Genomic DNA, 18,457 nt, shown 5'->3' on the forward strand with positions numbered 1-18,457 from the left:
TTCCAGCGGACGCGGGCGCACCCACCCCACTGTTAAAGGCTGCGCATTCTAAGGGTTAGCAGGCAAGACGTCAAGCGGGGAACCCCGCCTGACGTCCGCCGACCTGCTACAGTTCGTCGTCGTCCGAATCGAGTGCGGTGAGCTGGGCACCCAGCTCCTGCTCGACGTCGAAGGCCGACGGGTGGAGCAGACGCTCGGTGTCGTCCCGCTTGCGGCGGCGCTCCTGATGGTGAGCCAGACCCGTACCCGCCGGGATCAGGCGACCCACCACCACGTTCTCCTTCAGGCCGCGCAGGTAGTCGCGCTTGCCGGTCACCGCTGCCTCGGTCAGCACCCGCGTGGTCTCCTGGAAGGAGGCCGCGGAGATAAACGACTCGGTGGCCAGGCTGGCCTTGGTGATACCCAGCAGCACACGCTGGTACTTAGCTGGGAACTTGTCGGCCTGGGTCAACCGCGCATTCTGCTCCAGCACCCGGACCAGTTCGACCTGGTCGCCCGGGATAAAGTCGGAGTCGCCGGCGTCGGTGATCTCCACCTTGCGCAGCATCTGACGCACGATCACCTCGATGTGCTTGTCGTTGATACCTACGCCCTGCAGACGGTAGACCTCCTGGATCTCGGCGGTGATGTATTTGGCCAGCTCCGCCACGCCCAACAGACGCAGGATGTCGTGCGGGTTGCTCGGGCCGTCCGAGATCACCTCGCCTTTCTCGACGCTCTCCCCCTCAAAGACGGCGATCTGGCGCCACTTGGGAATCAGCATCTCGAACGGGTCGCTGTTGTCGTCCGGCGTGATCGTCAGGCGACGCTTGCCCTTGGTCTCCTTGCCGAAGCTGACCGTACCGCTGATGTCGGCGAGGATGGCCGGCTCCTTCGGCTTACGCGCCTCGAACAAATCGGCCACACGCGGCAGACCCCCGGTGATGTCCTTGGTACCGGACGCCTCCACCGGGATACGCGCGACGATCTCGCCGACGCCGATCTGCGAGCCATCATCCACCGAGACAATGGCGTTGCCCGGCAGCAGGTACTGCACCGGCGTATTGGAACCCGCCACGCTGACCGGCTCACCGCTTTCGTCAGTGAGCAGAATCATCGGGCGCTTGTCACGGCCCGCCTGGGGACGCGCCGCCGACTCGATCACCTCGATGGAGGAGAGACCGGTCATCTCGTCCACGCTGCGGTGGATCGTGACCCCTTCGTCCATGTCGACGTACTGCACCTTACCCGCCGCCTCGGCGATGATCGGGTGGGTGTGCGGGTCCCACTTCGCCACGGCCTGGCCGGCATCCACCGCCTCGCCGTCCTTGACCGACAGCTCGGCACCGTAGGGAAGCTTGTAATACTCGCGCTCGCGGCCATGCTCGTCGGCCACCGCCAGGGCGCTGGAGCGGGACACCACCACCAGCTTGCCGTCGGCGCGCTCCACGAACTTCATGTTGTGCAGGCGGACTTTACCACCGTGCTTGACCTGCACGCTGTCCACTGCCGAAGCACGTGAAGCGGCACCACCGATGTGGAAGGTCCGCATGGTCAGCTGGGTACCCGGCTCACCGATCGACTGGGCGGCAATAACGCCCACGGCCTCGCCGATGTTGACCTGATGCCCGCGAGCCAGGTCGCGGCCATAACAGGACGAACAGACGCCGTGGGTCGATTCACAGGTGATGGCGCTGCGCACCACGATCTCGTCGACGCCCATGGTATCGAGGCGCTCGCACCAGGCCTCGTCGAGCAGGGTGCCCTTCTCGATCAGCACCTCGTCGGTGGCCGGATCGATGACATCCTGCGCCACCACGCGGCCCAGCACGCGCTGGGCCAGCGAGACGATGATGTCGCCACCCTCGATGACCGGGTGCAGGGTGAGGCCCTGCTCGGTACCGCAGTCGATCTCGGTAATCACCATGTCCTGAGCCACATCGACCAGACGACGGGTCAGGTAACCGGAGTTGGCGGTCTTGAGAGCGGTATCCGCCAGACCCTTCCGGGCGCCGTGGGTCGAGATGAAGTACTGCAGTACGTTCAGGCCCTCGCGGAAGTTGGCCACGATCGGCGTCTCGATGATTGAGCCGTCGGGCTTGGCCATCAGGCCGCGCATCCCTGCCAACTGGCGAATCTGGGCGGCGCTACCCCGGGCGCCGGAGTCGGCCATGATGAACACGCTGTTGAACGAGTCCTGCTCCACCTCGTTGCCGTCGCGGTCGACCACGGTCTCCTTGGAGATGCCCGCCATCATCGCCTTGGCCACCTTGTCGTTGGCCTTGGACCAGATGTCGATGACCTTGTTGTACTTCTCGCCCGCGGTGACGAGGCCGGAGGAGAACTGGTCCTCGATCTCCTTGACCTCGGCCTCGGCGGCTTCGACGATCTCGCTCTTCTCATCGGGAATGACGAAGTCGTTGACGCCGATAGACGCGCCCGACCAGGTCGCCATGCGAAAGCCGGTGTACATCAGCTGGTCGGCAAAGATGACCGTCGGCTTGAGGCCGGCACGGCGATAGACCTCGTTGAGCAGCCTGGAGATCGCCTTCTTCTTCATCGGCTGATCGACCAGCTCGAAGGGCACGCCGTCGGGCAGGATGCGGAACAGCAGCGCACGGCCCACGGTGGTGTCGTAGAGGGTGCGCGCGGTGCTCTGCTCGCCGCTCTCCTCGTCGATCAGAATCTCAGTCAGGCGCACCTTGACGCGGGCATGCAGCGACACATTCTGGGTGCCGAAGGCGCGCTCCACCTCATTGAGGTCGGAGAACACCATGCCCTCGCCCTTGGCGTTGATCTTCTCGCGGGTCATGTAGTACAGACCCAGAACGACGTCCTGCGACGGCACGATGATCGGGTCACCGTTGGCCGGCGACAGCACGTTGTTGGTGGCCATCATCAGCGCCCGCGCCTCGAGCTGGGCTTCCAGCGTCAGCGGCACGTGGACCGCCATCTGGTCACCGTCGAAGTCGGCGTTGTAGGCGGCACACACCAGCGGGTGCAGCTGGATCGCCTTGCCTTCGATCAGCAGCGGCTCGAAGGCCTGGATGCCGAGGCGGTGCAGGGTCGGCGCACGGTTGAGCAGCACCGGATGCTCGCGAATGACGTCGGCGAGGATGTCCCACACCTCGGGCAGCTCGCGCTCGACCATCTTCTTGGCCGCCTTGATGGTGGAGGCGTGGCCCAGCGACTGCAGCTTCGAGTAGATGAACGGCTTGAACAGCTCCAGCGCCATCTTCTTCGGCAGACCGCACTGGTGCAGGCGCAGGGTCGGGCCGACGGTGATGACCGAACGGCCGGAGTAGTCGACGCGCTTGCCCAGCAGGTTCTGGCGGAAGCGCCCCTGCTTGCCCTTGATCATGTCGGCCAGCGACTTCAGCGGACGCTTGTTGGAGCCGGTGATGGCCCGGCCGCGACGGCCGTTGTCGAGCAGCGCATCCACCGCCTCCTGCAGCATGCGCTTCTCGTTACGCACAATGATGTCCGGCGCATTGAGGTCGAGCAGCCGCTTCAGTCGGTTGTTGCGGTTGATCACCCGGCGGTACAGATCGTTGAGGTCGGAGGTGGCAAAGCGGCCGCCGTCCAGCGGCACCAGCGGACGCAGGTCCGGCGGCAGCACCGGCAGCACTTCCATGACCATCCACGCCGGGTCGTTGCCGGAGTTGAGGAAGGCCTCGAGCAGCTTGAGCCGCTTGGAGAGCTTCTTGATCTTGGTCTCGGAGTTGGTCTGCGGGATCTCCTCGCGCAGGCGGTCGACCTCCTCGGCGAGGTCGATGTCCTTGAGCAGCGCCTGGATCGCCTCGGCGCCCATGCGGGCGTCGAAGTCGTCACCGAACTCCTCGAGGGCCTCGAAGTACTGCTCGTCGTTGAGCAGCTGGCCGCGCTCCAAGGTGGTCATACCCGGATCGATGACCACGAAGCTCTCGAAATAGAGCACCCGCTCGATGTCGCGCAGGGTCATGTCGAGGAACATGCCGATACGCGACGGCAGCGACTTGAGGAACCAGATGTGTGCCACCGGCGAGGCCAGCTCGATGTGGCCCATGCGCTCGCGGCGCACGGCGGCCTTGGTCACCTCGACGCCGCACTTCTCGCAGATGATGCCGCGGTGCTTCATGCGCTTGTACTTGCCGCACAGGCACTCGTAGTCCTTCACCGGACCGAAAATCTTAGCGCAGAACAGGCCATCCCGCTCCGGCTTGAAGGTGCGGTAGTTGATGGTCTCGGGCTTCTTGACCTCACCATAGGACCAGGAGCGGATCATGTCCGGCGAGGCGAGCGAGATCTTGATCGCATCGAACTCTTCGGACTGTGACTGCGACTTGAGGACTTTCACCAAATCTTTCATGGAGTCGGCTCCTAGCTCTCTAACTCGATATCGATGCCCAGCGAACGGATTTCCTTCACCAGTACGTTGAAGGACTCCGGCATGCCGGCATGCATGGTGTGGTCGCCGTCGACAATGCTCTTGTACATCTTGGTGCGACCTTCCACGTCGTCGGACTTCACCGTGAGCATCTCCTGGAGGGTGTAGGCGGCACCGTAGGCTTCCAGTGCCCACACCTCCATCTCACCGAAGCGCTGGCCGCCGAACTGCGCCTTGCCGCCCAGCGGCTGCTGGGTGACGAGCGAATAGGAGCCAGTGGAACGGGCGTGCATCTTGTCGTCTACCAGGTGGTTGAGCTTGAGCATGTACATGTAGCCCACCGTCACCGAGCGGTCGAAGGCATCGCCGGTACGCCCGTCATACAGGGCCATCTGTCCGGAATCCGGCAGGTCGGCCAGGCGCAGCAGTTGCTTGATCTCGCCTTCCGCGGCACCGTCGAATACCGGCGAGGCCATCGGCACGCCACCACGCAGGTTCTTGGCCAGTGCGATGATCTCCTCGTCGGTGAGCGAGTCGAGATCTTCGATCCGCGTACCTTCGGTAGTGTTGTAGACCTGGCCGAGGAACTCCCGCAGCTGGGCGATCTGCTGCTCGCGCGCCTCGCGCAGCATGGCATCGATCTTCTGGCCCAGGCCCCAGGCCGCCAGGCCCAGGTGGGTCTCGAGGATCTGACCGACGTTCATGCGCGACGGTACGCCCAGCGGGTTGAGGACGATATCCACCGGCTCACCCTTGCCATCGAAGGGCATGTCCTCGACCGGCATGATGGCGGAGATGACCCCCTTGTTACCGTGACGACCGGCCATCTTGTCACCCGGCTGGATGCGCCGCTTGACCGCCAGGTAGACCTTGACGATCTTGAGCACGCCCGGCGCCAGGTCGTCGCCCTGGGTCAGCTTGCGCTTCTTGTCCTCGAAGCGCTCTTCCATCTCCTTGCGGCGATTCTCCAGCTGCTCGTCGGCCTGGGCCAGCAGCTCGTTGAGCGACTCGTCCTGAAGACGCAGCTTGAACCACTGCTGGCGCGGCAGTTCCTCGAGGTAGCTATCGGAGAGCACGTCGCCCTTCTTCAGCTTGGGCCCACCGTTGACCGGCTCGCCGGACAAGGTGCGCTTGAGGCGCTCGAAGGTGGCTTCCTCGGCGATGCGGTAGGTCTCCTGCAGGTCCTTGCGGACCTCGTCGAGCTGCATCTGTTCGATAGCCAGCGCCCGCGAGTCCTTCTCCACGCCGTCGCGGGTGAACACCTGCACGTCGATGACGGTGCCGCGCATCCCGGTGGGCGCACGCAGCGAGGTGTCCTTCACGTCGGAGGCCTTCTCGCCGAAGATCGCCCGCAGCAGCTTCTCTTCCGGCGTCAGCTGGGTCTCGCCCTTAGGCGTGACCTTGCCGACCAGGATATCGCCCGGCCCGACATCGGCACCGATGTAGACCACGCCGGCCTCGTCGAGCTTGGCCAGCGCGGACTCGCCGACGTTGGGAATATCGGAGGTGATCTCCTCCGGCCCCAGCTTGGTGTCGCGGGAAACGCAGGTCAGCTCCTGGATGTGGATGGTGGTGAATCGATCCTCCTGCACCACGCGCTCCGAAAGCAGGATCGAGTCCTCGAAGTTATAGCCGTTCCAGGGCATGAAGGCGATGCGCATGTTCTGGCCAAGCGCCAGGTCGCCCATGTCGACGGAGGGACCGTCGGCCAGGATGTCACCACGCGCCACGACGTCACCAGGCCGCACGATCGGACGCTGGTTCATGCAGGTGTTCTGGTTGGAACGCACGTACTTGGTGAGGTTGTAGATGTCGACGCCGGCCTCGCCGCCGATGATCTCGTCCTCGTTGATGCGTACCACGATGCGCTTGGCGTCGACAGAGTCGATCACACCGCCACGCCGGGCCACGGCGCAGACGCCGGAGTCACGGGCGACGAAGCGCTCCATGCCGGTACCCACCAGCGGCTTCTCAGCGCGCAGGGTCGGCACCGCCTGACGCTGCATGTTCGAGCCCATCAGTGCGCGGTTGGCGTCGTCGTGCTCGAGGAACGGAATCAGCGCCGCGGCCACGGAGACGACCTGCCGCGGTGACACGTCCATCAGGGTCACCTGCTCGGGGCGCATGAAGGTGGTCTCGCCCTTGTGGCGTACCTGCACCAGGTCGTCGACCAGCTTGTTGGTCTCGTCCACGGTCGCCGAGGCCTGGGCGATGATGTAGTCGCCCTCCTCGATGGCCGAGAGATGCACCACCTCGTCGGTGAGCTGGCGATCCACCACCTTGCGGTACGGCGTCTCGAGGAAACCGTAGCTGTTGGTGTGGCTGTAGGTGGCCAGCGAGTTGATCAGACCGATGTTCGGACCTTCCGGGGTCTCGATCGGACACAGGCGGCCATAGTGAGTAGCGTGAACGTCACGCACCTCGAAGCCGGCCCGCTCACGAGTCAGGCCGCCCGGACCAAGCGCGGAGACACGGCGCTTGTGGGTGACCTCGGAGAGCGGGTTGTTCTGGTCCATGAACTGCGACAGCTGGCTGGAACCGAAGAACTCCTTGACCGCCGCGGCCACGGGCTTGGCGTTGATCAGGTCCTGCGGCATCAGGCCTTCGCTCTCGGCCATGGAGAGACGCTCCTTGACCGCACGCTCGACGCGCACCAGGCCAACACGGAACTGGTTCTCGGCCATCTCGCCGACGCAGCGGATGCGACGGTTGCCCAGGTGATCGATATCGTCGACTTCACCGAAGCCGTTACGGATGTAGATCAGCTCCTTGAGCACGTCGAGAATGTCGCGGTTGTCGAGCACGCCGGAGCCGGTGTCAGACTCGCGGCGCAGACGACGGTTGAACTTCATGCGACCGACGCCGGAGAGGTCGTAGCGGTCTTCGGTGAAGAACAGGTTGTGGAACAGCGTCTCGGCAGCTTCCTTGGTGGGCGGCTCGCCGGGGCGCATCATACGATAGATTTCGACCAGCGCCTCGAGCTGCGAGCTGGTGGTATCCAGGCGCAGGGTCTCGGAGACGAACGGACCGCAGTCCAGGTCATTGGTGTAAAGCGTCTCGACCTTGGTGATACCGGCCTGGCCGATTTTTTCGAGCAGTTCGGGGGTGATGGCGGTGTTGCAGGGGCAGATCAGCTCGCCAGTGCTGGCATCGACCTGGTCCTTGGCCAGGGTCTTGCCGAACAGGTAGTCCATCGGCACCTCGAGGCGCTCGAGGCCGGCCTTCTCCAGCTGACGGATATGCTTCTGGGTGATACGGCGCCCCTCCTCAACGATCAGGCTGCCGTCGGCATCCTTGATGTCGAAGGTGGCGGTCTCGCCGCGCAGACGAGAAGGCACCAGCTCCACGGAAAAGCCGCTTTTCTCGATGTGGAAGGTGCTGGTGTCGAAGAATTCGTCGAGGATCTCCTCGGCGCTCATGCCCAGCGCACGCAGCAATACCGTGGCCGGCAGCTTGCGGCGACGGTCGATACGCACGAAGACGTTGTCCTTGGGATCGAACTCGAAGTCGAGCCAGGAACCACGATAGGGAATCACGCGGGCGGAATAGAGCAGCTTGCCAGAGGAGTGGCTCTTGCCCTTGTCATGATCGAAGAACACACCCGGCGAACGGTGCAGCTGGGAGACGATGACCCGCTCGGTGCCGTTGACCACGAAGGTACCGTTCTCGGTCATCAGGGGGATTTCCCCCATGTAGACTTCCTGCTCCTTGATGTCCTTGATGGCCTTGTTCGAGGAGTCGCGATCGTAGATGATCAAGCGAACCTTGACCCGCAGGGGCGCCGAATAGGTGACGCCGCGCAGCTGGCACTCCTTGACATCGAACGCCGGGGTGCCGAAACGGTAGCTAACGTATTCGAGCGCGGCGTTGCCGGAGAAGCTCTCGATCGGGAACACGGACTTGAACGCCGCATGCAGGCCGACCTCGAGACGCTCCTCGGGTGAGCGGTCCTGCTGGAGGAAGTCGTAATAGGAATCAAGCTGGATCGCCAGCAGGTAGGGCACATCCATCACTTGGGGCAGTTTGCCGAAATCCTTGCGGATGCGTTTTTTCTCAGTGTATGAGTAAGCCATCTGTATTCCCCAGCTTGTTCACCATGGGTGACCGATGCGTGGTCGGCGCCACCCGACGGGTCGCCCCGTCAGGCGCTGACGGCAAGCTCCACAGGGGGAAGCTCGCCGTCGGGATTCTTCTAGCGTCGCTGCGTCAGCAAGGCGCTAGTGCAACAGAAAAAGGCCGGCAGCGGGAGGGCCCGCCACCAGCCGTGGAAGCTTACGCAGCGCGCAAAGCCATGGGCACAAGAGTTACTTGAGCTCCACGGTAGCGCCAGCTTCTTCCAGCTTCTTCTTGGCCGCTTCGGCGTCGTCCTTGGACATGGCTTCCTTCAGGGTTGCCGGAGCGCCGTCGACGGCTGCCTTGGCTTCCTTCAGGCCCAGGCCGGTGATCTCGCGCACCGCCTTGATCACGTTAACCTTCTTGTCGCCAGCGCTGGCCAGCACCAGGTCGAACTCGGTCTGCTCTTCAGCGACTTCGCCAGCGGCAGCCGGGCCGGCCACAACGGCAGCAGCGGCAGAAACGCCGAACTTCTCTTCCATCGCTTCGATCAGCTCGACGACTTCCATGACGGACATGTCGGCGACGGCGTTGATGATGTCTTCTTTGGTCAGTGCCATTTCGATATTCCTAACTTTGCGGGAGCCTCGGCGCACCGAGCGCTCGGATTCAGTGTTCGACTAAGGCTGCAGAAAGGGGTTCGCCGATTAGGCGGCGGCTTCCTGCTTCTGGTCGCGCAGGGCGGCCAGGGTGCGAACCAGCTTGCCGGCGGATGCTTCTTTCATGACGGACATCAGCTTGGCGATGGCTTCGTCATAGGTCGGCAGTGTCGCCAGACGGTCGATGTCGCCAGCCGGGATCAGCTCGCCTTCGTAGGCCAGCGCCTTGACTTCGAAGTTCTTCTCGTCCTTGGCAAAATCCTTGAACAGACGGGCAGCAGCGCCCGGATGCTCAACGGAGAAAGCCAGCAGAGAAGGACCAACGAAGCTCTCGTTCAGACACTCCCACTGAGTGCCGGAGAGGGCGCGACGCGCCAGGGTGTTGCGAACAACACGCAGCTGGACGCCATTCTCACGGGCCTGCTTGCGCAGGGCGGTCATCTTCTCGACCGTCACGCCACGAGAATCGGCAACGACGACGGAGAGAGCGCTCTTGGCGGCTTCACTGACCTCGGCAACAATCGCCTTCTTGCCTTCGAGTGCTAGTGGCACAGTGATCACTCCTTCGTGCCGGAACCATGCAAGGCAGGCTCCGGGGGTTACCATCTCTTCCTCCCGATGCCTTGGCGGGCGCGGGGGAAGTCCTGGGTGATGGTGCTCACCAGCTAGCTGGCGGCCACACCATCTGCGCAGGCTCCCCGAGGGGTATTAAGCCGCCCACTCGAAAGAGGGCGGCGCCTGCGGTCTTTGACGGCGCCCGATGCCTTTCACAGCACCGGGGACCGCAAAGTTATTGCTCTTGACTCGACCTAACTCGTCAGACCAGCGCGGAGTGGTCGACGGTCAGCCCGGGGCCCATGGTGGTGGACAGGGTGACCTTCTTGAAATAGATGCCCTTGGAGGTGCTCGGCTTCAGACGCTTGAGGTCTGAAATCAGCGCTTCCAGGTTGCCACGGATGGCATCGGCCTCGAAATCGACCTTGCCCAGGGTGGTATGGATGATACCGTTCTTGTCAGTACGGAAGCGCACCTGACCCGCCTTGGCGTTTTTCACCGCAGTGGCGACGTCGGGCGTCACGGTACCGACCTTGGGGTTCGGCATCAGTCCACGCGGACCGAGGATCTGGCCGAGCTGGCCGACCACGCGCATGGCGTCCGGCGAGGCGATCACAACGTCGAAGTCGAGCTGGCCTTTCTTGACCTGCTCGGCCAGATCGTCCATGCCGACGATGTCGGCACCGGCTTCCTTGGCAGCGTCGGCGCTGGCACCCTGAGTGAACACGGCGACGCGGACGTCCTTGCCAGTTCCGTTGGGCATCACGGTGGCGCCACGCACCACCTGGTCGGATTTACGCGGATCGACGCCCAGATTGATGGCGACGTCCAGCGACTCCTTGAACTTGACAGTAGAGAGTTCGGCGAGCAGGGCCACGGCCTCTTCCAGGCTGTACGCCTTGGTAGCGTCAACCTTCTCGCGAATCATCTGCGCGCGCTTGGACAGCTTGGCCATGATCAGAGACCCTCCACGTTGAGGCCCATGCTACGGGCAGTACCAGCAACGGTGCGCACCGCGGCGTCGAGGTCGGCAGCCGTCAGGTCCGGCTCCTTGGTCTTGGCGATCTCTTCGAGCTGCTCACGGGTCACGGTACCGACCTTCTTCTTGTTCGGCTCACCGGAGCCGGACTTGATGCCAGCCGCCTTCTTCAGCAGGACGGCCGCAGGGGGCGTCTTGGTGATGAAGGTGAAACTGCGGTCGGAATAAACGGTGATGACCACGGGAGTCGGCAGACCCGGCTCCATGTCCTGAGTCGCGGCATTGAATGCCTTACAGAACTCCATGATGTTCACACCATGCTGACCCAGCGCCGGGCCAACGGGGGGACTCGGGTTGGCCTTACCAGCTGCCACCTGCAGCTTGATGTAAGCCTGTACTTTCTTGGCCATGATTCACTCCAGTTGGGTAATAACGCCTTGCGGCTCCCCTGATCAAACGGCCGCCTGACGGCGGCCTCGATATGCAGCAGGACGCGAAGACTTACTCTTTCTCGACCTGCGCGAATTCCAGCTCTACAGGCGTTGAGCGCCCGAAGATCAATACGCTGACCTGCAAGCGACTCTTGTCGTAGTTGACCTCTTCCACGACGCCATTGAAATCGGCAAAAGGACCGTCGACGACACGCACTGACTGCCCAGGCTCGAACATGGTCTTGGGCCGCGGCTTGTCGCTGCCATCCTTTACGCGGCGCAAGATTGCATCAGCCTCGCGCTGGGTGATGGGCGCCGGCTTTTCCTTGGTACCACCGATGAAGCCCATCACACGCGGCGTCTCGTTGACCAGGTGCCAGGTCGCATCATCCATTTCCATCTCGACCAGCACATAGCCGGGATAGAACTTGCGTTCGCTCTTGCGGCGCTTGCCATCGCGCATTTCGACGACTTCTTCCGTGGGCACCAAGATCTCGCCGAAGCGATCCTCCATGCCATATAGCTTCACCCGCTCCTTGAGGGAGCGCATGACATGTTTCTCAAAACCTGAATAGGCGTGCACGACGTACCAACGCTTGGACATGAAGACTCCTAACCGATGACGCCGGACATCGCCCAGCTAAGAAGGGTGTCGATCAGCCACAGCATCAGCCCCACCACCAACACGGCAACAAGCACGATGGCGGTGGTCTGCACGGTTTCGGGACGGGTCGGCCACACTACGCGCTGGATCTCTTTCTTGGAGCTCTTCGCCAGCTCGGCGAGATCTCGCCCCCTGGCAGTGGTCAGCGCGATCACGCCAGCCAGAACACAAAGCACCACAACACCCAGCACGCGATAAAGAAGAGCCTGATCGGCAAAGTAGGTGTTTCCCACCACCGCTACGACCAGCAGAGTGACGACCACCGCCCACTTGAGCCCGTCGTGGCGCGACTCTTGCACCTCGGCGTTATGTTTCATGAAAACGAGACTCCTCAAGGCGCGGCAATCGAACTTGCGCAACTGCGGAAAAAAGATGCCAACCTGAGGGAGGTTGGCAGGCCAGGAGGGAATCGAACCCCCAACCTGCGGTTTTGGAGACCGCTGCTCTGCCAATTGAGCTACTGGCCTGAACTTGCCGCCACACACTACTATCTGTGCATGCGCGACAGCGGGCGTCATGATAGCGAAGAGCTCGCCTACTGACAACCCCCTTCTGCAACTTGCTGCCAGAAGGGCAAGAAAAAGGCGAGCCTTGGCCCGCCTTTCGCTATATGGAGCTCATGGACGGATTTGAACCGTCGACCTCACCCTTACCAAGGGTGTGCTCTACCCCTGAGCTACATGAGCACAAACACATGATACCTAGGCCTTCGCCGCGATATCTGGAGCGGGCAGCGGGAATCGAACCCGCACCATCAGCTTGGAAGGCTGAGGTTCTACCATTGAACTATGCCCGCCTACCCACTCTTGCTGCCCCGCCCAGCATACTGGGCCTGGCGAAATCTGGTGGAGGGGGAAGGATTCGAACCTTCGAAGCTTTCGCGGCAGATTTACAGTCTGCTCCCTTTGGCCACTCGGGAACCCCTCCAACTGGCGGCCAATTTTACCGCCCTCTTCAGCCTTGTCAAGCCCTTATTTTTCATGGACTTGCCTTTAGCTTGCTCCACATGACGATTGCTTGCCTGCGGAACGCGCTGCATTATTTCAAAGCAGCATGGAGAATGCAAGGCCAGCACGTATTTTTTCCAGGCTCGGAGGCTGCGGCACCTGGGGCGCACCCGACATTCTTCCCGCTCGTTCGGCCGCCGTCAGCGGAAAGCAGGCCTCAAGCCCCCCGTAGACCATGTCAGGCCACACGGCATGAGGGCAATGGACTCCGCGCGCGACAACCCGCGCATCACCTCCGGTCAACAGCATGGGCAGGGCGATGCCCTCACGGTCGCAGACTTCGCTGTAGATCCTGTTCACGGCGCTGACCGCTGCCAGATAGATACCGTGATTGACCGCCTCCACGGTGCGCCTGCCGGGCAAAAGCAGCTCCTCGGCCTCACTATCAGGGTCGATCGCCACATTGCGGGTGCCGAGTTTAAGGCTCTCCTTCATTAGCCGCAGGCCAGGGAGAATGTATCCTCCCAAGTGCCGCCCGCCCGGCAGCACGAAATCAATGGTAATCGCACTGCCACAATCCACCGCACAGCACCCGCCGGCCAATTGATAGCCTGCCAGCACGCCCATCCAGCGATCGACACCCAGGCGGTGCGGCTCATCATACCCATTGACCACCCCCAGCGACTCAGGCGCAGAACGTGCCACATGCACATTGCTGACGCGGTGCTGGAGCAGAGCCACGGTCTGCTCCAGCACCGCTTCGCGTGCGACGCTTGAGATGCGCACTGCCTCCACGACATCCAGGTCCGGGATATCTGATCCGGGCTTCCACTCTTCCCGGGTCCAGACGGCACCACGCGAGCGTATCTCGCTACTGTCGGCATCCTTCAACCGCCATTTCGATAGCGTATTGCCGATATCCAGATCCAGGATCATGTACGTCCACGCACGCTGATCTCCCCCCCTGACAGGCGTTCACGCTGCTCGCCACGCCGAATCCATAGATTGCCCGCCTTATCCACCCCTTCTGCTGTTGCCACCAGCCGCTGCTGACCTCTTGTCACCTCGACCTCACAGCCCTGGTAGGCATGGCGTGCATTCCATTCCTCCTGCCAGGCAGCAAACCCGGCGTTCTCGTAACCGGCCAGCAGCGGCATCAATTCTCCGAGCAGCTCAGAGGCCAGTAGATTGCGCGATAGCGTTGGGGCCTGATCCTGCACGGCCGCGACACGCTGCTCGATCTGCTGACGGAAGCCTGGGGACAGGTCGAAGTTGATGCCCAGGCCCACCACAACCTCACAAGGGCCTGCCGCATCACCGCTGATCTCGATCAGGATGCCTGCTAACTTACCAAGCCCCCCCCCCTCGTCGAGCAACACATCATTGGGCCACTTCAGCCGAGGCGCCACCCCATGCCGCTCCAACACGCGTGCCAAGGCCACACCAACCGCCAGGCTCAGGCCTTCCAGAGCTGCCACACCCGACTCGAAACGCCAGCCTATGGAAAGCATCAGGGCTCGGCCCCAAGGCGTCGTCCAGGAGCGACCACGACGCCCTCGCCCCGCACTCTGCTGCTCGACGAGACAGACCTCGCCGTGCCCAGCACCTTGAGCGAAGCGCTGCCGAATGAACTCATTGCTGGACGGTAGTGTTTCCTCAACGAATAGCCTGGTCACATGCTGCCTGCCCGAACGCGCGAGACCAGCAACAATAGCGTTGCCATTAAGCAGCTCCAGCGGCCTGGTCAAGCGATAGCCCTGCCCCTTGACGGCCTCGAGCGGAATATCGAGCGCCTCAAGTTTCTTCAACTGTTTCCAGACCGCAGTGCGGGATACGCCCATACGCTCTCCCAACTGCTCGCCGGAATGGAACTCACCGTCGCTCAGCAGTCGAATCAGATCGCCGATGGTCATGCCACTTGCCCCAACTGGGAAAGGAGTCATTCTAGCGGAACTGCCGCAGGCACGGAAACGCCTGAATCCGCTAAACAAAAAACCCCGAGCGCTTTTGCGCTCGGGGCTTCGGGGTGTTGTGGTATCGGGAGAGTAGGCGCAGCCAAGCTGCCGACGCTGGCTCACCGCGCGACCTGCTGTTTTTCATCACCCCCAAACGACGAAACCCCGACCAGTTGGCCGGGGTTTCTGAAGAAGTGCCTGACGATGACCTACTCTCACATGGGGAGACCCCACACTACCATCGGCGCTGAGCGGTTTCACTGCTGAGTTCGGCATGGGATCAGGTGGTTCCCACTCGCTATGGTCGTCAGGCGAAAACGGTTGGAATCATGCTGACGCGATCGTCTCGTCGTATCCGTCAATGTGCGCGATGCGCAGACCCCTTGGGGTTATATGGTCAAGCCTCACGGGCCATTAGTATCGGTTAGCTCAACGCCTTGCAGCGCTTCCACACCCGACCTATCAACCAGCTGGTCTCGCTGGGCCCTTCAGGAGGCTCAAGGCCTCGGGGAGATCTCATCTTGAAGGGGGCTTCCCGCTTAGATGCTTTCAGCGGTTATCCCGTCCGCACGTAGCTACCCGGCAATGCCACTGGCGTGACAACCGGAACACCAGAGGTGCGTCCACTCCGGTCCTCTCGTACTAGGAGCAGCTCTTCTCAAATCTCCAACGCCCACGGCAGATAGGGACCGAACTGTCTCACGACGTTCTAAACCCAGCTCGCGTACCACTTTAAATGGCGAACAGCCATACCCTTGGGACCGACTTCAGCCCCAGGATGTGATGAGCCGACATCGAGGTGCCAAACACCGCCGTCGATGTGAACTCTTGGGCGGTATCAGCCTGTTATCCCCGGAGTACCTTTTATCCGTTGAGCGATGGCCCTTCCATACAGAACCACCGGATCACTAGAACCTACTTTCGTATCTGCTCGACGTGTCTGTCTCGCAGTTAAGCACCCTTATGCTCTTGCACTCAACGCACGATTTCCGACCGTGCTGAGGGTACCTTCGTGCTCCTCCGTTACGCTTTGGGAGGAGACCGCCCCAGTCAAACTACCCACCACACACTGTCCTCGATCCGGATCACGGACCTGAGTTAGAACGCCAATGATGCCAGGCTGGTATTTCAAGGTTGGCTCCACCCGAACTGGCGTCCGGGTTTCCTAGCCTCCCAGCTATCCTACACAAGCAACATCAGCGTCCAGTGTGAAGCTATAGTAAAGGTTCACGGGGTCTTTCCGTCTAGCCGCGGGTACACAGCATCTTCACTGCGATTTCAATTTCACTGAGTCTCGGGTGGAGACAGCGTGGCCATCATTACGCCATTCGTGCAGGTCGGAACTTACCCGACAAGGAATTTCGCTACCTTAGGACCGTTATAGTTACGGCCGCCGTTTACCGGGGCTTCGATCAAGAGCTTCGCCCGAGGGCTAACACCATCACTTAACCTTCCGGCACCGGGCAGGCGTCACACCCTATACGTCCGCTTGCGCGTTTGCAGAGTGCTGTGTTTTTAATAAACAGTTGCAGCCACCTGGTATCTTCGACCGCTTCGTGCTCCGGCCGCGAGGGCCTTCACACTAGTGCGGCGTGCCTTCTCCCGAAGTTACGGCACCATTTTGCCTAGTTCCTTCACCCGAGTTCTCTCAAGCGCCTTGGTATTCTCTACCTGACCACCTGTGTCGGTTTGGGGTACGGTCCCATAGAGTCTGAAGCTTAGAGGCTTTTCCTGGAAGCGTGGCATCGATGACTTCGGCACCGTAGTGCCTTCGTCTCACCTCTCGGCCTTGGGATCCCGGATTTGCCTAAGATCCCAGCCTACTGGCTTTCACCAGGACAACCAACGCCTGGCCCACCTAGCCTTCTTCGTCCCCCCATCGCAACTCTATGAGGTACGGGAATATTAACCCGTTTCCCATCGACTACGCCTTTCGGCCTCGCCTTAGGGGCCGACTCACTCTGCTCCGATTAGCGTCGAACAGAAACCCTTGGTCTTCCGGCGGGGGAGTTTTTCACTCCCCTTGTCGTTACTCATGTCAGCATTCGCACTCGTGATACCTCCAGCAGACTTCTCAATCCACCTTCATCGGCTTACACGACGCTCCTCTACCGCTCATCCAGAGGATGAACCCGTAGCTTCGGTACCTGGTTTAGCCCCGTTACATCTTCCGCGCAGGCCGACTCGACTAGTGAGCTATTACGCTTTCTTTAAAGGATGGCTGCTTCTAAGCCAACCTCCTAGCTGTCTGAGCCTTCCCACATCGTTTCCCACTTAACCAGGATTTCGGGACCTTAGCTGACGGTCTGGGTTGTTTCCCTTTTCACGACGGACGTTAGCACCCGCCGTGTGTCTCCCACGCTGCACTCACCGGTATTCGGAGTTTGCCTCGGGTTGGTAAGTCGGGATGACCCCCTAGCCGAAACAGTGCTCTACCCCCGGCGGTGATACGTGAGGCGCTACCTAAATAGCTTTCGAGGAGAACCAGCTATCTCCGAGCTTGATTAGCCTTTCACTCCGATCCACAAGTCATCCAAATCTTTTTCAACAGATCCTGGTTCGGTCCTCCAGTTGATGTTACTCAACCTTCAACCTGCTCATGGATAGATCGCCCGGTTTCGGGTCTATTTCCAGCGACTGGTCGCCCAGTTAAGACTCGGTTTCCCTACGCCTCCCCTATACGGTTAAGCTCGCCACTGAAAATAAGTCGCTGACCCATTATACAAAAGGTACGCGGTCACATGACTAGCATGCTCCCACTGCTTGTACGCATACGGTTTCAGGATCTATTTCACTCCCCTCTCCGGGGTTCTTTTCGCCTTTCCCTCACGGTACTGGTTCACTATCGGTCAGCCAGGAGTATTTAGCCTTGGAGGATGGTCCCCCCATATTCAGTCAAGGTTTCACGTGCCCCGACCTACTCGATTTCACGACACTCAGATTTCGGCTACGGGACTATCACCCGCTATGGTCAGGCTTCCCAGCCTGTTCGCCTATCAGTTGTGCCGCTTAAGGGCTAGTCCCCGTTCGCTCGCCGCTACTAGGGGAATCTCGGTTGATTTCTTTTCCTCGGGGTACTTAGATGTTTCAGTTCCCCCGGTTCGCCTCCCAACACCTATGGATTCAGTGTGGGATACCCAGCTTGTGCTGGGTGGGTTTCCCCATTCGGAAATGCCCGGGTCACAGGTTGTTTGCCACCTCACCGAGCCTTATCGCAGGCTACCGCGTCCTTCATCGCCTCTGGCTGCCAAGGCATCCACCGTATGCGCTTAATCGCTTGACCATATAACCCGAAGGGGTCTGGTCTGCGATCACGTACGACATTGCCGGATACGCTTGAGACGTATCTTCGTTTCCTTTCCTGTCGGAAAGGAACTGTCAGCATGATTCACATTGTTAAAGAGCAGACTGTTCAGAGAACAGTGGAAAGTCTATCGACTTGCCGCTGGTCTCTGCAGATAAAGACTGGCTTGGAGTAGATGGTGGAGCCAAGCGGGATCGAACCGCTGACCTCCTGCGTGCAAGGCAGGCGCTCTCCCAGCTGAGCTATGGCCCCACTGATTCCGACCTTCCCTCAAGGGGCGGTTCGGTTAATTTTATTCAGGTCAAGGCATTTCGGGGCGACGCATAGCTCGCTATGCGAGTCACGAAATAACGCAGGACTGAATAAAATTGGTGGGTCTGGGCAGATTTGAAACAAACCCGGCGACCTCACCCTTCTCTTTATAGAACTTCCGGGGGTGCGCTCTCACCAACTGAGCGACAGACCCGGCCGAAGCTCGAGAATGGTGGGTCTGGGCAGATTTGAACTGCCGACCTCACCCTTATCAGGGGTGCGCTCTAACCAACTGAGCTACAGACCCATTGGT

General features: G+C 61.1%; 10 protein-coding genes, 7 tRNA genes and 2 rRNA genes. All 19 read right to left on the minus strand.

The genetic code is table 11. The features are described 5' to 3' along the window. Nucleotides 1–106: 106 nt before the first annotated feature. The gene (rpoC, locus tag ACT7B3_RS15585; protein WP_445158566.1) at nucleotides 107–4,327 is read right to left on the minus strand and encodes a DNA-directed RNA polymerase subunit beta'; all 4,221 of its coding nucleotides are present in this window, start codon (nucleotides 4,325–4,327) and stop codon (nucleotides 107–109) included. A gap of 11 nt (nucleotides 4,328–4,338) precedes the next feature. Then, nucleotides 4,339–8,418: a DNA-directed RNA polymerase subunit beta gene (gene rpoB, locus ACT7B3_RS15590; RefSeq protein WP_445158567.1), complete on the minus strand. Its 4,080-nt coding sequence runs from the start codon at nucleotides 8,416–8,418 to the stop codon at nucleotides 4,339–4,341. A gap of 231 nt (nucleotides 8,419–8,649) precedes the next feature. Then, the gene (gene rplL / locus ACT7B3_RS15595; protein WP_444676684.1) at nucleotides 8,650–9,018 is read right to left on the minus strand and encodes a 50S ribosomal protein L7/L12; all 369 of its coding nucleotides are present in this window, start codon (nucleotides 9,016–9,018) and stop codon (nucleotides 8,650–8,652) included. 87 nt (nucleotides 9,019–9,105) lie between these two features. Beyond that, the gene (rplJ, locus tag ACT7B3_RS15600; RefSeq protein ID WP_444679255.1) at nucleotides 9,106–9,609 is read right to left on the minus strand and encodes a 50S ribosomal protein L10; all 504 of its coding nucleotides are present in this window, start codon (nucleotides 9,607–9,609) and stop codon (nucleotides 9,106–9,108) included. A 265-nt stretch (nucleotides 9,610–9,874) separates the two neighbouring features. Beyond that, nucleotides 9,875–10,567 carry a 50S ribosomal protein L1 gene (gene rplA / locus ACT7B3_RS15605; protein ID WP_444676683.1) on the minus strand — a complete coding sequence of 231 codons (693 nt, stop codon included), beginning with the start codon at nucleotides 10,565–10,567 and terminating at the stop codon, nucleotides 9,875–9,877. 2 nt (nucleotides 10,568–10,569) lie between these two features. Beyond that, nucleotides 10,570–11,001, minus strand: a complete 432-nt coding sequence (gene rplK, locus ACT7B3_RS15610) for a 50S ribosomal protein L11 (RefSeq protein WP_445158568.1) — start codon at nucleotides 10,999–11,001, stop codon at nucleotides 10,570–10,572. A gap of 91 nt (nucleotides 11,002–11,092) precedes the next feature. After that, nucleotides 11,093–11,626, minus strand: a complete 534-nt coding sequence (gene nusG, locus ACT7B3_RS15615) for a transcription termination/antitermination protein NusG (protein WP_444676682.1) — start codon at nucleotides 11,624–11,626, stop codon at nucleotides 11,093–11,095. A gap of 8 nt (nucleotides 11,627–11,634) precedes the next feature. Beyond that, on the minus strand, nucleotides 11,635–12,003 hold the full coding sequence (secE, locus tag ACT7B3_RS15620; protein WP_445158569.1) for a preprotein translocase subunit SecE: 369 nt from the start codon (nucleotides 12,001–12,003) through the stop codon (nucleotides 11,635–11,637). Between the two features lie 74 nt (nucleotides 12,004–12,077). Then, nucleotides 12,078–12,153: transfer RNA gene (locus ACT7B3_RS15625), tRNA-Trp, on the minus strand. A 144-nt stretch (nucleotides 12,154–12,297) separates the two neighbouring features. Beyond that, a tRNA-Thr gene (locus tag ACT7B3_RS15630) sits at nucleotides 12,298–12,372 on the minus strand. 36 nt (nucleotides 12,373–12,408) lie between these two features. Next, nucleotides 12,409–12,482: transfer RNA gene (locus ACT7B3_RS15635), tRNA-Gly, on the minus strand. Between the two features lie 47 nt (nucleotides 12,483–12,529). Further along, nucleotides 12,530–12,613, minus strand: a tRNA-Tyr gene (locus tag ACT7B3_RS15640). A gap of 116 nt (nucleotides 12,614–12,729) precedes the next feature. After that, nucleotides 12,730–13,569 (minus strand): type III pantothenate kinase, encoded by an 840-nt coding sequence (locus tag ACT7B3_RS15645; RefSeq protein WP_445158570.1) that lies wholly within the window; start codon nucleotides 13,567–13,569, stop codon nucleotides 12,730–12,732. Beyond that, the gene (locus ACT7B3_RS15650; RefSeq protein ID WP_445158571.1) at nucleotides 13,566–14,546 is read right to left on the minus strand and encodes a biotin--[acetyl-CoA-carboxylase] ligase; all 981 of its coding nucleotides are present in this window, start codon (nucleotides 14,544–14,546) and stop codon (nucleotides 13,566–13,568) included. The genes ACT7B3_RS15645 and ACT7B3_RS15650 overlap by 4 nt, the downstream gene beginning before the upstream one ends. A gap of 238 nt (nucleotides 14,547–14,784) precedes the next feature. Further along, nucleotides 14,785–14,900 (minus strand): 5S ribosomal RNA (gene rrf / locus ACT7B3_RS15655). 81 nt (nucleotides 14,901–14,981) lie between these two features. After that, nucleotides 14,982–17,871: ribosomal RNA gene (locus tag ACT7B3_RS15660) — 23S ribosomal RNA — on the minus strand. 197 nt (nucleotides 17,872–18,068) lie between these two features. After that, a tRNA-Ala gene (locus tag ACT7B3_RS15665) sits at nucleotides 18,069–18,144 on the minus strand. Nucleotides 18,145–18,261: 117 nt separating this feature from the next. After that, nucleotides 18,262–18,358: transfer RNA gene (locus tag ACT7B3_RS15670), tRNA-OTHER, on the minus strand. Nucleotides 18,359–18,374: 16 nt separating this feature from the next. Beyond that, nucleotides 18,375–18,451 (minus strand) — tRNA-Ile (locus tag ACT7B3_RS15675). Nucleotides 18,452–18,457 lie beyond the last annotated feature (6 nt).

The sequence above is a fragment of the Halomonas sp. E14 genome (assembly GCF_052568415.1).

Bases quoted from the DNA above. Each gene is read 5' to 3' on its own strand.
- nusG (WP_444676682.1), bottom strand. From the start codon at position 11,626: ATGTCCAAGCGTTGGTACGTCGTGCACGCCTATTCAGGTTTTGAGAAA.
- rpoB (WP_445158567.1), bottom strand. From the start codon at position 8,418: ATGGCTTACTCATACACTGAGAAAAAACGCATCCGCAAGGATTTCGGC.
- rpoC (WP_445158566.1), bottom strand. From the start codon at position 4,327: ATGAAAGATTTGGTGAAAGTCCTCAAGTCGCAGTCACAGTCCGAAGAG.
- rplL (WP_444676684.1), bottom strand. From the start codon at position 9,018: ATGGCACTGACCAAAGAAGACATCATCAACGCCGTCGCCGACATGTCC.
- ACT7B3_RS15650 (WP_445158571.1), bottom strand. From the start codon at position 14,546: ATGACCATCGGCGATCTGATTCGACTGCTGAGCGACGGTGAGTTCCAT.
- rplK (WP_445158568.1), bottom strand. From the start codon at position 11,001: ATGGCCAAGAAAGTACAGGCTTACATCAAGCTGCAGGTGGCAGCTGGT.
- ACT7B3_RS15645 (WP_445158570.1), bottom strand. From the start codon at position 13,569: ATGATCCTGGATCTGGATATCGGCAATACGCTATCGAAATGGCGGTTG.
- secE (WP_445158569.1), bottom strand. From the start codon at position 12,003: ATGAAACATAACGCCGAGGTGCAAGAGTCGCGCCACGACGGGCTCAAG.
- rplA (WP_444676683.1), bottom strand. From the start codon at position 10,567: ATGGCCAAGCTGTCCAAGCGCGCGCAGATGATTCGCGAGAAGGTTGAC.